Raw genomic sequence first — 16542 nt, 5'->3', positions numbered from 1 at the left:
CAGTTCCCATATAAAAGGATGTTGACGTGAATAATCGGTATGTTTCTGCAGTAGGGAATCGGTCCGGCCTTTGGGTTATTGGGGGATTAAGCGCGGCAGGGCTGGCGCTGGGGCTTATTTCAAGTCCGGTCATGGCGGCATGCACTCCGGTGTTTCCTTCAGCAGGTGCAACGATCACCTGCACCGGCGCTAACGGTGGCTACTCCTCCTCTCTGAACAACATCACCTTCGTGATCAATGCCGGCGGCTCGGTCAACAGTCCGCTGCTGGGCATTGGCACGGCGCTCCAACTCTCCGGCAACAATGTCACCTTCAATAACGCTGGCACAGTCGACCCATCATTGCTTGGCCTGCTGTCGGTGCTGAGTTCAGGGGTGAAAGTCGGCAACTCGGGCACCAACACCATCAATATCTCCAACGCCACTGGCGGGGTATTGAGGGGCACGACCGGTTTACTGGGCGTCAGTTTGCTCTCCCTCGATGGCATGGCGCTGAACGTGCAGAACGGCGCGGGCACGACCACTATCAACAACGCGGGCACCATCAGCTCAAGTGGGTTATTGGGCGTGACGTTACTGGGCGGTGACGCGCCGGTCGTGGCGGCCTGGGGTGGTGCGCAGATCAGTATGACCAACGCTGCCACGGGGAAAATCATCGGCCGAGTCGCCTTCGAAAAACCGACGACGGGCGGCAATACGTTCTACAACGCGGGCGAGATCGTCGGCAGCGTATCAATGGGGCAAAACAGCACCAACCTATTCACGGCCGTCACGGGGTCCAGCGTCAGCTCAGGTGGCGGTGTTGGGCTGAATCTAGCGGGCCTGGTGGGCGTGAACCTGGGGTTCGCGGCGACCGGCATCATCGACGGCGGCGCCGGGGGCAACAACACGCTGGTGTTGAATAACCCGACGAATACTGGCAGCAGCGGCACAGGCACGATCAGCAGCGCGAATTACATCAACTTCAACAGATTGACCCTCAACAGCGGCACATGGACCTTACAAGGGCCGGTGGTCAGCAACACTTCCATCCTCAACGGCGGCCTCGCTCAGTTCGACAGCGTGGCAGCATTCGGCAGTGGGCTGCTGACGTCCAATGGTGGGTCGATACTGGCGCTCAACAACGGTTTGACGCTGGGCAATCAAGTCACCCTCGGAACGGGTGGTCTGACCGAGCAGGGTGCCAGCAACCTTACACTGGGCGGCGTGGTTGGCGGGACCGGTCCGTTGGTCAAATCCGGCACAGGGACGTTGAGCCTGAACGGCACCAATACCTACACCGGCGGGACTTCGTTGGGCGGCGGTGGGTTGTCGCTTGGCAATGGCGCCGCGTTGGGCACCGGGCTGTTGACGGTGACGGGCGCCAGCAGCCTCGACAGCAGCACGGCACTGACCGTCGGCAACAACATCAGTCTCGGGGCCAACTTGTCCGTTGCAGGCACCAATGCGCTGGCGCTGGGCGGCATCCTCTCGGGCACCGGCCAACTCACCAAGAACGGCGCCGCGAACCTCACGCTCAACGGCGCCAATACGTGGCAGGGCGGCACGCAGCTCAACGGCGGAGGCCTGAAGCTCGGCAACGCCTCAGCCTTGGGAACGGGCGCATTGACGGTCGGCGGCGCAGCGACCCTGGATAACGCGGCTGCCTACACCTTGAACAACGCCGTGCATCTGGGCGCGGACCTGAGCATCGCAGGCCTTCAAGCGCTGACCTTGGGCGGTGTGATCGACGGCACCGGTGCGCTGATCAAAAACGGCGCGGCCAACCTGACCCTCAGTGGCAACAATGCGGGCTTCACCGGGCCGCTGAGTATTCTCGCCGGGACCGTCACCACCGCCAGTGCAGGCGCCTTGGGCAACAGCGCTGGGGCGAACATCGCGACGGGCGCGGCGCTCAACCTCGGCAACAACGCCAGCCTCGGTTCGCTGACCGGTACCGGTGGCGTGAACATTGGCACAGGCAATACGTTGACACTCGGCGGAACCAGCGCGAGCAGTACGTTCGGCGGTGTCATCAGCGGCGCGGGTGGGCTGACCAAATCCGGCTCCGGCGTTTTGGGCCTGACCGGTGCAAACACCCTCACCGGCACCACGCTGGTGAGCGGCGGCACCCTGAACGTGGGCGGCAGTCTGGCCAGCGACAACGTCAACGTGAACAGTGGCGCGACCCTCGCCGGTACAGGTTTGTTGACCGGGGCGGTGAACATCGCCAATGGTGCGCACCTCGCCGCGACCTCGGGCAGCACCTTGAACGTGGGTTCGCTGGTGCTGGGCAGTTCTGCGAATCTGGATGCCGGATTAGGCGCGCCTTCCAGCACCGGGCTGATCAAAGTCAACGGCAGCCTGACCCTCGACGGCAACCTCAACGTGACCGACGTCGGCGGGTTCGGCACCGGGGTGTATCGGCTGATCGACTACACAGGCTCGTTGAGCGATCTGGGGCTGAACATCAATTCCATCCCGGCCAACGTCAATCTGGCAGACCTGACGGTACAGACCGGGGCGAACGGACAGGTCAACCTGGTCGTCGCGGGTTCGAACAGTAGCGTCCGATTCTGGGACGGCGCGCAAATCACCGCCAACGGCATCGTCGATGGCGGCGCCGGAACATGGGCGGCAGGCACCACCAACTGGACGAGCGTCAACGGTACTCAGAACCAGGCGTGGGCGAGCGATTTCGGTGTGTTTCAGGGCACGGCGGGCGCGGTCTCGGTGGTGGGAAATCAGAGCTTCAACGGTCTGCAATTCGTCACCGATGGCTACAGCCTCAATGCGGGCGCGGGCGGGCGACTCACGGCGGTCAGCGGCAGCACCGGCAATACCTCGATTCGGGTCGATCCGAATGTCACGGCCACAGTGGGCGTCGGCATCGAGGGGGCGGGCACGCTGAACAAACAGGACGCCGGGACACTGGTGCTCAATGGCGCCAATACCTACACCGGTGGCACCCTGCTCAACGGCGGCAAACTGGTGGTCGGCAACACAACCGCGCTCGGCACAGGACAACTGACGGCCACCACAGGAACGACGCTGGACAGCAACACCGCGACCAGCCTCGGCAACGCGATCAATCTGGCCGGTAATCTGGCAGTCGGCGGCACCAACAATCTCAACCTGAGCGGCGTCATCAGCGGCGCTGGTGGCCTGATCAAAAACGGCCTGGCCAACCTGACGCTGGCAGGCAACAACACCTTCAGCGGCTTGCTCGACGTGCAGGCCGGGAGCGTGACGACCCAAAGCGCGAACGCCCTGGCGAATGTGTCAGGCGCGAACGTCGCCTCCGGCGCTCAATTGAATCTGGGCAATAGCACCAGCCTCAACGGCATCAGCGGCGCGGGTTCGGTGCAAATGGGCGCGGGCAACGCGTTAACCATCGGCGCCACCAATCTGGACAGCGTTTTCAGCGGCGTACTCACGGGCGCGGGCACGTTGATCAAGGCAGGCACCGGCACGCTGGCACTCTCCGGCAGCAACACGATGAGCGGGGCCGTGCAGGTTAACGCCGGGACCTTGAACGTCAACGGCTCGTTGGCGAACAGCACCGTCGCGGTGGCCAACGGCGCGACGCTGGGTGGCACTGGTTCGTTGTCAGGGGCGGTCAACGTTGCCGACGGCGGGCATTTGAAAGGCTCGACCGGCAGCACGTTGTCCCTTGGCTCTCTGGTGCTGAGCAACAACGCCAACCTCGACGTTGGTCTCGCTGCGCCCATCAATGGCGGCGGCACTCGGCTGTTCAATGTCGGCGGCAATCTGACCCTGGACGGCAAACTCAACGTCACGGACATCGGTGGTTTTGGCGTCGGCGTGTATCGACTGATCGATTACACCGGCAGCCTGACCAACCTCGGCCTGGACATCGGCAGCTTGCCGGCCGGTGTCAACCTGGGCGATCTGGCGGTGCAGACGGGTGTCAATGGCCAGATCAATCTGGTGGTTTCGACAGGCACCACGCCAGGCACGATCCGGTTTTGGGACGGCAGCAACACCGCTGGCAATGGTTCGGTGGACGGCGGCAGCGGCACGTGGAGCAGCGGGGGCAATAACTGGACCTCCGCCAATGGTGCACTCAACCAGCTATGGGCCAGCGACTTCGCGGTGTTTCAAGGCACGGCGGGCACGGTCACGGTCGCAGGCCCCCAGACCTTCAACGGCCTGCAATTTTTGACCGACGGCTACGTCCTGAACGCTGGCGCCCTCGGCGAACTGGCGGCGGTGAACGGCAGCAGCGGCTACACCGCCGTGCGCGTCGATCCCAACGTGACAGCGACCCTCAATGTCGGCATCACCGGCGCCGCCACGCTCAATAAACTCGACAGCGGCACCTTGGTGCTCAACGGCCTCAGCACCTACGCGGGCGGCACACAACTCACAGGCGGCACGTTGGTGGTCGGCAACGACGGCGCACTCGGCGTCGGCGCGCTGACGGCCGAGGCGGGCACGAACCTCAACAGCGTCAACGCCGTCACCCTGAACAACGTCGTCAACCTGAATGGCAATCTGGGCATCGGCACGCCCTCCAGCCTGACGCTCAATGGCCTGATCGGCGGCGCAGGCGGCCTGACCAAAAATGACACCGGCGTGCTGACCCTCAACGGCCTGAACACCTTCAGCGGCGGCACCACCCTGAACAGCGGCACGCTGGTGGTGGGCAACGGCGTGGCGCTGGGAACGGGTGCGCTGTCGGTGGTCGGCAACGCGACACTGGACAACAGCGCAGCGCTGGCCCTCGGCAACGCCATGAACCTCGGCGCCAACCTGACCGTGGCTGGCAGCAACGAGCTGACCCTCGGCGGCGCCCTCAATGGCACCGGCAGCCTGATCAAAAACGGCGGCAGCCTGTTGCGTTTGACGGGCACCAATGGCCTGACCGGCAACACGCAAGTCAACGCAGGCACGCTCGACGTAGCGGGCTCGCTGGCCAGCGCCAACGTCGGTGTCGCCAGTGGCGCGATCCTGACCGGCAATGGCGCGTTGCTGGGTGCCGTGAACATTGCGGACGGCGGCCATTTGAGCGCCAGCAGCGGCAACACTTTGTCGGTCGGTTCGTTGCTCTTGAACGGCAATTCCAATCTGGATGTGGGCCTCGGCGCGCCTTCCACCGGCGGCACCCGGCTGATCAACGTCAACGGCAACCTGACCCTCGACGGCAAGCTCAACGTCACCGACGTTGGCGGCTTCGGCGTGGGCGTCTATCGGCTGATCGACTACAGCGGCAGCCTCACCGACCTGGGGATCGACATCAGCAGCATCCCGGCGAACGTGAACCTGGCAGACCTCGCCGTGCAGACCGGTGTCAACGGCCAGGTGAATCTGGTAGTGAACGGTGACACCGGCACCATTCGCTTCTGGGACGGCAGCCAGACCGTGGCCAACGCGGCGGTGGATGGCGGCAGCGGCGTCTGGGGTTCGGGCACCAACTGGACCTCGGCCAATGGCTTGCTCAATCAAACCTGGTCGAGCGACTTCGGTGTATTTCAGGGCACAGCGGGCACCGTCACCGTTGAGGGCAATCAGAGCTTCACCGGCCTGCAATTCGTCACCGATGGGTACAACCTGGTTTCTGGCACCAATGGCCAGTTGACCGCGCTCAACGGCGCGAACGGCAACACAGCGATCCGGGTCGATCCCAACGTCACGGCGACCCTCGGTGTCGGTATCGGTGGCGCAGGCACGCTGAACAAACTCGACAGCGGCACGCTGGTCCTCAACGGCGCCAACGGCTACAGCGGTGGCACGCAACTGAATGGCGGCACGCTTGTCGTCGGCAGCAACACCGCGCTTGGGGTCAGCCGACTGACCGCTGCGGACGGCACCACGCTGGACAGCAACACCTTGGTGGCGCTGGGCAACGCGATCACGCTGTCAGGCAACCTCACCGTCGCCGGCAGCCAGGCGCTGGCCTTGAACGGCGACATCAGCGGCGCGGGCGGCCTGATCAAAAACGGCTTGTCCAACCTGAGCCTGGGCGGCAATAACAGCTACCTAGGGCCCATCGCGCTGAATGCCGGTGGCCTGATTCTCGCCTCAAACACGGCGCTGGGCAGCGGCGCCCTGAACGTGTCCGGCAACGCAACGCTGGACACGGCCAACCCGACCACGGCGATCACCGCGAACAATGCGATCACGCTGGCAGGCAATCTACGCATCGGCGGCACCTCGGACCTCACCCTCAACGGCGTGGTCAGCGGCTCCGGCAGTCTGACGAAGAATGGCGCGGCGCAGTTGATCCTCGACCGTAGCAACACGTACAGCGGCGGCACAAACCTGAATGCCGGGGGCCTGCTCCTTGGCAATGGGGCCGCCCTGGGCACCGATGCGTTGACCGTCGGCGGGACCTCTACGCTCGACACCCTCGCCGCAATGACGGTGAACAACGCCATCAACCTGAACAGCACCCTCAGCCTGGTCGGCAGCAATGACCTGAATCTGGCAGGCGTCGTCAGTGGCGCGGGCGGGCTGATCAAGTCCGGCAATAACACGCTCACCCTCAGCGGCACCAACACCTTCAGCGGCCCGCTGGACATTCAGTCGGGCACACTCAGCACCACCGACGCGGCCAGTCTGGGCAACACTTCCGGCGCCAACGTCGCGTCCGGCGCGTTGTTGGACCTCGGCAGCAGCCTCAGCCTCAACAGCCTGTCGGGCGCAGGTGGCGTGCAGCTGGGCAGCGGCAACACCCTGAGCCTCGGCGGGAACAACGCTACCTCGACGTTCGATGGCGTGATCAACGGCGGCGGCAACCTGATCAAAGCGGGCAGCGGCAGCCTCAACCTGACCGGCGTGAACGGCCTCAGCGGCGATGCGCAAGTCAACGGCGGCACGCTGAACGTGGGAGGCTCGCTGGCCAGTGCCAACGTGGCCGTCGGCAGCGGCGCGACACTCACCGGCGTGGGCTCGCTGGCGGGCGCGGTGTCGGTGGCCAACGGCGGGCATCTTGCGGGGTCGACGGGCAACACCTTGTCGATGGGCGCACTGACCCTCGCCAGCGGTTCGCAAATGGACGTCGCACTGGGCGCACCGACCGCAACCGGCGGCCCGGGCCTGTTCCGCGTCGGCGGCAATCTGGTGCTGGACGGCGACCTCAACGTCACCGACGCAGGCGGGTTCGGCGTCGGCGTGTACCGGTTGATCGACTACACCGGCAGTCTCAGCGATCTGGGGCTGAACATCGCGACCCTCCCTGCAGGCGTCAACCTCGCGGACCTGTCGGTGCAGACCGGCGTAAACGGGCAGGTCAACCTCGTGCTGTCCTCGCAGTCCAGCAACCTGCTGTTCTGGGATGGCAGCAACACGGTTGCCAACAATGCGGTGGATGGCGGCAACGGCACCTGGAGCGCGACGAATACCAACTGGACCTCGGCCAACGGCACGGTCAATCAGGCGTGGGGCAATGACTTCGCGGTGTTCCAGGGCGCGGCGGGTACGGTCACGGTAGACGGCAACCAAAATTTCGGCGGTTTGCAGTTCTCGTCGAACTACAGCCTGATTAACGGCACGAACGGGCAACTGACCACCGCCGATACCGGAAACGGCTACGCGGCGGTGCGGGTCGATCCCAACGTTACCGCCACTTTGGGCGTGAACCTCGCAGGCACCGTCGCGCTGAACAAACTCGACAGCGGCACACTGGTCCTCAGCGGCAACAACAGCCACAGCGGTGGCACATTACTCAACGGCGGCACGTTGGTCGTTGGCAGCGACAGCGCCCTCGGCAGCGGCGGACTAACGGCGGTCACTGGCACCACGCTGGACAGCAACGCGCCTGTCACGCTCGGCAATGCGGTGAACCTGAACGGCGACCTGGCCATTGGTGGCAGCAACGGGTTGACCCTCAACGGCATCGTCAGCGGCGCCGGAGGCCTGATCAAAAACGGCCTGGCAAACCTGACCCTCGGCGGCAACAACAGCTACCTCGGGCCGACCGCGCTGAATGCCGGTGGGCTGATTCTGGCGTCCAACACGGCCCTGAGCAGCGGACCATTGAACGCAGCGGCGAACACCACGCTGGATGCGAGCACCAGCGTCATTGCAGCCAACGACGTGACGTTGGCCGGTAGCCTCAACATTGGCGGCACGGCAGATCTGGCGCTCGGCGGCATCGTCAGTGGCGCAGGCGGTCTGACCAAAAACGGCGCCGCGCAACTGACGCTGAACGGCGTCAACACTTACACGGGTGGCACCACTCTCAACAGCGGAGCGCTGAACTTGGGCAATGGGGCCGCATTGGGCACGGGTGCGCTGAACGTCGCGGGTGCTTCGACCCTCGACAACAGCAGCGCCATAAGCGTCGGCAACGGGATCAATCTCGGCGCCGATCTGACGGTCCTTGGCAGCCATAACCTGACTCTCACCGGGCCGATCAACAACGGCCTCAATAGCATCGGCAACCTGATCAAAGACGGCACCAGCACACTGACTCTGGCGGGGGCTAATGGCTTCACCGGCAATACCCAAGTCACCGGCGGAACACTGAACGTCACCGGCTCGCTGGACAGCAGCAACGTGGCCGTCGGCAGCGGCGCGACGCTCACAGGCACCGGCACCTTGTTGGGCGGGGTGAACATTGCCAGCGGCGGTCACCTGAACGCGCAGAGCAACCGGACCCTGACTGTCGGTTCGTTGGTGCTCGACTCGGGGTCGAATCTGGACGTCGGCCTGGCCGCGCCTTCCACGGGTGGCACACGGCTGATCAACGTCAACGGCGACCTGAGCCTGAATGGCAATCTGAACGTTGCCGACATCGGCGGGTTTGGGCTGGGCGTCTATCGCTTGATCGATTACAGCGGTGTCTTCAGCGGCGCGGGCCTGAACATTGGCAGCATCCCCGGCAACGTCAATGCGTCCGATCTGCTGGTGCAGACCGGCGTGAATGGCCAGGTCAATCTGGTCGTCTCCGGCGCTGGCGGCAACCTGCAATTCTGGGACGGCAGCCAAGTGCTCCCTAACGGCACCGTCGACGGCGGAGTGGGCACTTGGGATGCCACGAACCTCAACTGGACGGACGCAAATGGTGGGGTGAATGCTGGCTGGGGCGGCGGTTTCGCCGTGTTCCAGGGCAGCGCAGGCACCGTCACGGTGAACGGTGCGCAGAACGTGACCGGGCTGCAATTTCTCACTGACGGCTACGCGCTGGTCTCGGGTACCAACGGCCAGCTCAATGCGGGCAGCGGCACATTCGCCGTTCGAGTCGATCCGAACGTGACCGCGACCCTTGGGCTCGGCATCGACGGCGCAGCGACCTTGAACAAACTGGATGCGGGCACGCTGGTGCTCAACGGCGCCAACACCTACAGCGGCGGCACGTCGCTTGACGGCGGCACGCTGGTGGTGGGCAACAACGGGGCTTTAGGCACCGGCACGCTCACGGCAGCTGACGGCACCACACTGGGCAATAACGGCAACGTAACGCTGGGCAACGACGTCGTGTCGAACGGCGCGCTGAGCATGGACGCGACTAACACCTTTGTCCTCAACGGCGATATCAGCGGCACGGGCAGCCTGATCAAAAACGGCGCCGGGTCGCTCTTGCTCAATGGCAATAACGCCTATCAGGGCGGCACCACCCTCAACGTCGGGACCTTGGTGGCCGGTAGTGACAGTGCGCTGGGCATCGGCGCGCTGACGGTGGCGGGCGCTTCGACCCTCAGCAACATCGGCGGTGTGAACCTCGCCAACAACGTCTCGCTGCTGGCGGACTTGATGATCGCGGGCACCGGCAACCTGACCTTGAGCGGGACCGTCGACGGCGCTGGCACACTCATCAAGAACGGCACTTCTGATCTGAGCCTCGGAGGCAACAACACCTGGACTGGCGGCACCGACCTGAACGCGGGCCGCTTGATCGTGAACAACGCTCAGGCCCTGGGCACTGGCGCGCTCACTGTCGGCGGCGTGTCGACCCTCATCAACAACGCAAGTGCGCCTGCCACTGCTTTGGCCAATAACGTCAACCTGGGCGCCAATCTCACGGTGGATGGGGTCAACGACCTGGCATTGTCCGGGGTGATTTCCGGCGTGGGCGGGTTGATCAAAAACGGCGTCAATGACCTGACCCTGAGCGGCATCAACACTTTCACCGGTCCGCTGAGTGTCGTCGCGGGCAATGTCTTCACGGTGGGCAACAGCGCACTCGGCAACGCGTCCGGCGTGAATGTGGCGGCGGGCGCGGGCCTGAATCTCGGGGGCGATGCCAGCGTCGGTGGGCTTGCCGGTGCGGGCGATGTCACCATTGGCAACGGCGCGACGTTGACGGTGGACAACAACAACCTCGCCAGCACGTTCGACGGCAGCCTGGCTGGCACTGGCCAGTTCACCAAATCCGGTCTCGACACCCTGACACTGACCGGCATCAACAGCCTGTCCGGCGACACTCTCGTCAACGGCGGCACGCTGAACGTCACCGGCTCGCTGGCCAGTGGCAACGTGCAAGTCAGCAACGGCGCGGCGCTGGCGGGCACTGGCTCGTTGGCCGGTGCGGTCAACATTGGCGATGGCGGGCATCTCGAAGCAGCGCAGGGCGGCACCTTGTCAGTCGGTTCGCTGATCATGGCCGCGAACTCGAATTTTGATGTCGGGCTCGGCGCGCCATCCCCCACCGGGTTGGTGAGCGTCGGCGGCAACCTTACGCTGGACGGCAACCTCAACGTGACGGACGTCGGCGGCTTCGGCGTGGGTGTGTACCGTTTGATCGACTACACCGGCAGCCTGACAGACCTCGGTCTGGACATCGCCCGTATTCCCGCGGGCGTGAGCCTGGCCGATCTGCAAGTGCAAACCTCGGTCGGTAATCAGGTGAACCTGGTGTACGGCAACGCCACCGCCAACATCAATTTCTGGGACGGCGCGCAGACCGCTCCCAACAACAGTGTCGATGGCGGGGCGGGCATCTGGGGCGCCGGAAACACCAACTGGACCACCGCTGATGGCAGCCAAAATGGCCCGTGGGCCGGTGAGTTCGCCGTGTTCCAGGGCACCGCAGGCGATGTCACCGTGCAGGGCAATCAGACCTTCAACGGCATGCAGTTTTCCACGGACGGTTATCACCTGCTCGGCGGACAGGGCAACAGCTTGACGGCGGTCGCTGCACTGAATGGCAACACGTCCATTCGCGTCGATCCGGGCGTGACCGCGATCATCGACACCCTGATCGACGGCACCAGTCCCATCGCCAAACTCGACACCGGCACCCTCGTTCTCAACGGCGCCAACACCTACAGCGGTGGCACCTCGCTGCAGGGCGGCACGTTGGTCGTGGGCAACGACAGCGCACTGGGCAGTGGCGTGTTGACCGCCGCCAACGGCACCACGCTGGACAGCAACACCGCTGCGACGCTCGGCAACGGGATCACGCTCAACGGCGGCCTGAACCTCGGCGGCAGCAACGACCTGACCCTCAATGGCGCAATTTCCGGCACGGGCGGCTTGATCAAAAACGGCCCTGCCGCGTTGACCCTTAACGGCGACAATCTGTACCAGGGCGCAACCACGCTAAAAGCAGGTTCGTTGATCGTCGGCAGCGACTTCGCGTTGGGCAGCGGCCCATTGAATACCGCTGACGGCACGACGCTGGACAGCTCGACGGCAGTCACTCTGGCCAACGACGTGAACCTGGGCGGCGGGTTGACCGTCGCGGGCACCTCTGACCTGACGTTGTCAGGTGTCGTGGGGGGCAGCGGCCGGCTGATCAAGAACGGCGTTTCCCGGCTCGTCCTCAATCGTCTCAACACGTACACCGGTGGCACCCGGCTGAACGGTGGTACGCTCGTATTGGGCAACGCAGGCGCATTGGGAAGCGGGGCGCTCACCGTGGGCGCGGCCTCCACGCTGGACAATACGACACCGCTGAGCCTCGCCAATGACGTCGCCCTGGCCGACAACCTGACCGTCGGCGGAAGCCAGAACCTGACCCTCGCCGGTGTGATCAGCGGCGCCGGTTCGTTGATCAAGACCGGTCTCGCCGACCTGACCCTCAGCGGCAACAACACCTTCACCGGCCTCATCAATATCCTGTCGGGCAGCCTGACCACTGTGGGCGCTAACGCCCTCGGCAATAACGCGGGAATCAATCTGGCGAGCGGCGCGGCGCTGAACCTGAGTGGCTCCGCCAACCTCGGCGGGCTGAGCGGCGATGGCAGCGTCGATGTGGCCAGCGGCAACACGCTGACCGTCGGCGGTGGCAACGCCAGCAGTGTGTTCGACGGCGTACTGAGTGGCCCGGGCACCTTCGTCAAGGACGGCGCTGGCACCCTCAGCCTGACCGGCGCCAACACCCACAGCGGCGATGCCGTGATCAAAGGTGGCACCCTCAACATTCGTAATCTGCTGGCCAGCCGCACCGTCGCGGTGAAGAACGGCGGCACGCTGAGCGGTACCGGGTCCGTCCTCGGCGAGGTCACCGTCGAAGACGGCGGGCACTTGGCGGCGAGTACCCCCGATACGCTCACGCTGGGTTCGCTGGCCTTGGCGCCGAACGCGCTTTTCGATGTGAGCCTCGGCGCACCGGTCGGCGGTGGCGGCAATGCACTGGTCAACATCAATGGCAACCTGACGCTGGACGGCACCCTGAACGTGACGGACATCGGCGGGTTCGGCAGCGGTGTCTACCGTCTGATGCGCTACAACGGCGCGCTGATCAACAACGGTCTGGCGATCGGCACGCTGCCCAGCGGTGTGAGCCAGAACGACCTGCAAGTGCAAACGGCCGTGGCCAATCAAGTCAATCTGCTGGTAGCGACGTCCGGCACCACGGTGCAGTTCTGGGACGGCGGCCAGACCACGCCCAATGGCACGGTGGATGGTGGCAGCGGCGTTTGGAATGCCGGGTCGAGCAACTGGACCTCCGTGGACGGTCTGGATAACAACACCTGGAAAAACAGCTTCGCGGTGTTCATGGGCGCACCCGGCACCGTGACCGTCGAAGGCAGCCAATCCATCACCGGTTTGCAGTTCGTGACCGACGGCTACGTCCTCGATCAAGGGGCGGGAGGCGAGTTGAACGCCGTGAATGGCAGCACTGGCACGACAGCGGTGCGTGTCGATCCGAACGTCACGGCGACCCTCAACACCGTGATCAATGGCACCGGCACGCTGAACAAGCTCGACAGCGGCACGTTGGTGTTGAACGGCGCCAATGGCTACACCGGTGGCACTTCTCTCGACGGTGGCGCGTTGGTTGTAGGCAATGACACTGCGTTGGGTTCCGGCGTACTGACGGCGGCGGACGGCACTGCGTTGGGCAACAACGCTGCAGTCACGCTGGGCAACGGCATCGTGCTCAAGGGTGCGCTGGCGGTGGGAGGGCTCAGCCCGTTCACCCTCGCGGGCAACATCAGTGGCGCGGGTAGCCTCATCAAAAATGATGCAAATACCCTGACGCTGACGGGCACCAACAGCTGGCAAGGCGGCACGCAACTGAACGCGGGGGCGCTGCTATTGGGCAACGACGGCGCTTTGGGTTCGGGCGCTCTGAATGTCGCCGGTGCCGGGACACTGGACAGCAGCGGGGCATTGAATCTGGCCAACGGGATTCAATTGGGCGGATCGCTGACACTTGCAGGCAACCAGGCGACCACACTGAACGGGGTGATCAGCGGCACCGGCAGCCTCATCAAAAATGGCACGGGTGCGTTGCTGCTGAGCGGCGCCAACACTTACAGCGGCGGTACAACGCTCAACGGCGGCAGCACCACCGGCGACACCACCAGCCTGCAGGGTTCGATCCTCAATAACGCCGCGCTGACCTTCGCTCAAAACGCCAATGGCACCTACGCGGGCAGCCTGTCCGGCAACGGCTCGCTGATCAAAAGCGGCACCGGCGAACTCCTGCTGACCGGCAACAGCGGTTTCACCGGCACCACCGACGTGCAAGCCGGTGCGCTGCGGGTCGACGGCAGCCTGAACAGCGCCAGTGTCAACGTCGCCAGCGGCGCGACCCTGGGCGGCGGCGGGCAAATCAACGGCGCCGTTCAGGTCAATTCGGGCGCGACACTGACGGCAGGCAGCAGCGCGACGCCGTTGTCCCTCGGCTCCCTCGCATTGGCGTCCGGCAGCACGCTGGACTTTGCCTTGGGTCTGCCCGGCAGCTCGACCACTGCTGTCAATGTGGGCGGCGATCTGACCCTCGGCGGCACCCTGAACATCAGCAACGCGGGCGGATTCGGCACCGGGGTCTATCGGCTGTTTCGCTACGGCGGCAACCTGACCAACAATGGCCTGAATTACGGCACGTTGCCAACGGGCACGGCTGCCGGGGACCTTAGCCTGCAAACGTCAATGGCCAACCAGGTGAACCTGCTGGTGGCCAGCGACGCCAGTGAGCTTCAGTTCTGGAACGGCAGCAAAACCAGCGCGGACGGTGCCATTGGCGGCGGCGACGGCGTGTGGGGTGCCGACACCAACTGGACCGATGCCACGGGTACGCTGAGTCTGCCCACCAATGCGCGCTTCGCCGTGTTTGGCGGTTGGGGCGGCGTGGTGACCGTCGAGGGCAATCAGAACTTCACCGGCCTGCAGTTTCTGGAGGATGGCTACACCCTCACCTCAGCGAGCGGCGGGACGCTCACGCCGACCAATGGGACCGATGGCAGTCCGGCACCGGTGCGCGTGGATTCGGGCGTGACCACGCAGATTGCCGCGTCGCTGGTGGGCGCTGCCGGTATCGAAAAACTCGACGCCGGTACGTTGTGGCTGACGGGGCCCAACACGTATAGCGGCGGGACCACGGTCAGCGGCGGGATGCTGGCGGGTAACACCAGCAGCTTGCAGGGCACCATCCGCAACAACGCGCGGCTGCTGTTCGCCCAGGTGGCGAATGGCCGATTCAATGGCACCCTCAGCGGCACCGGCGAGTTGATCAAGCAGGGCGCGGGCACCTTATTGCTGACCGGTGCCCAGCCGTTCAGCGGCTCCGTTGCTGTGAACGAGGGCACGTTGCAAGTGGGCGCCTCTGACAGCCCTGCGACACTCGGCGGGCAGGTGGCCGTTGCCGATGGCGCTGCGTTAGTGGGCAATGGCAGCGTCGCGGGCCTGAGCAACAACGGTCTCGTGCAATCGGGTGGCGAGACCGGCAATCTCGGTGTGACCGGCAACTTCACCAATGGTCCGACCGGCCGCCTGCGTCTGTTGGTCAACGCTGCGTCGTTCAGTCCGTTGGCGGTCGGCGGCGTTACAACGTTGGGCGGTACGTTGCAGGTTGTGCCGCTGGCACCGTTCACCGGCAACACCCGCTACACGCTGCTGACCTCCGCAGGCGGTATCAACGGCACCTTCAACACACTGGACCTGCCGAATTACGCGTTCCTCGACACCTCCGTCAGCTACGCGCCAAACGCCGTGAATCTGGACGTCACCCGCAATCAGACCCCTTTCACAGACGTGGCCGATACCCCTAACCAACAAGGTGTCGCTGGTGCGGTGGGCGGCCCTCGGGGTAACAGCTTGCAGAACGAAATCCTCAACATGAGCAGCAGCGGTGCCCGGGCGGCCTTCGACAATTTGTCCGGCGAGATTTTTGCCAGCACCACCAGCGCGATGATCGAGGACTCACACTACGTTCGCGACGCCCTCACGGAGCGTATGCGCCAACCCGGCTGCTATCGCGAGGACGATCCGCGTAACGCGCTGGTGACCAGCGAAAATCGCCTGAGCAGCGCGGGGTGTCAAAACGAAATGGTCGGCTGGATGCGCGTGTTGGGATCGTGGGGCGAGGCGAAGGGTGACAGCAACACGGCCAAACTCGATCACAACGTGTCAGGCTTCATGCTCGGCACCGACAAACAGATCGATGATCAATGGCGCGTCGGGGCGGCCGCCGGTTACACCCGCAGCGACCTGAATGCGCATGATCGTCACTCCACCGCGAGCGTCGACAGCTACCACCTCGCCGCTTACATGAACTACCAGCTCGACGCACTGGCTGCGCGCTTCGGCGCGGTTTACAGCTGGCATGACATCGAAAGCAAACGCGAGGTCAGCGTGGGCAATTACAGTGACCGCCTGAAAGCGAAATACGATGCGCGTACGGCTCAGGTGTTCGGTGAAGTGGGTTACACCCTTGAGGCAGGCGGCGTGTCGTTCGAGCCATTCGCGGGCCTGGCCCACGTCGATTACGACAGCGACAGGGCGAAAGAGAAGGGCGGCATGGCGCGGCTGAGCGCTGACTCCGATCAGAACATGACCTTCTCCACCGTCGGCGTGCGTGCGGGCAAACGCATTCAGTTGGGCAAGGATTCGGAAATCACCCCTCGTGGCAGCATCGGCTGGCGACATGCGTACGGCGATACCAAACCCGACGCCGACCTGACTTTTATCAACGGCGGCGCCTCCTTCAGCACCCAAGGCGTGCCGATTGCGCGGGATGCAGCGGTGGTCGAAGCCGGGCTGGATTTCCAGGTAGGCGAAGACAGCAAATTGGGGATTGGCTATTCAGGGCAGCTTTCGAAAGAAAACAAAGACCACGCCATGACCATCAGCTTCAGCATGGGGTTTTGAATCCGGGGGTGGCCCCGTCAAACGCTCTCCAACGGGTCCACCCCATTTATCGTGT

At 64.3% G+C, this 16542-nt stretch carries 1 protein-coding gene; it reads left to right on the top strand.

What is annotated here, in order from left to right:
* Positions 1–131: 131 nt before the first annotated feature.
* On the top strand, positions 132–16487 hold the full coding sequence (locus tag GVN17_RS20735; protein ID WP_166597120.1) for an autotransporter-associated beta strand repeat-containing protein: 16356 nt from the start codon (positions 132–134) through the stop codon (positions 16485–16487).
* The last annotated feature ends 55 nt before the right edge of the window (positions 16488–16542 follow it).

Origin of the sequence: Pseudomonas sp. SLFW, from assembly GCF_009905615.1 — a bacterium.
GTDB lineage: Bacteria > Pseudomonadota > Gammaproteobacteria > Pseudomonadales > Pseudomonadaceae > Aquipseudomonas > Aquipseudomonas bambusae.
Note: the sequence above shows the minus strand (reverse complement) of the source record. Positions and strands in the feature narration are given on the sequence as shown.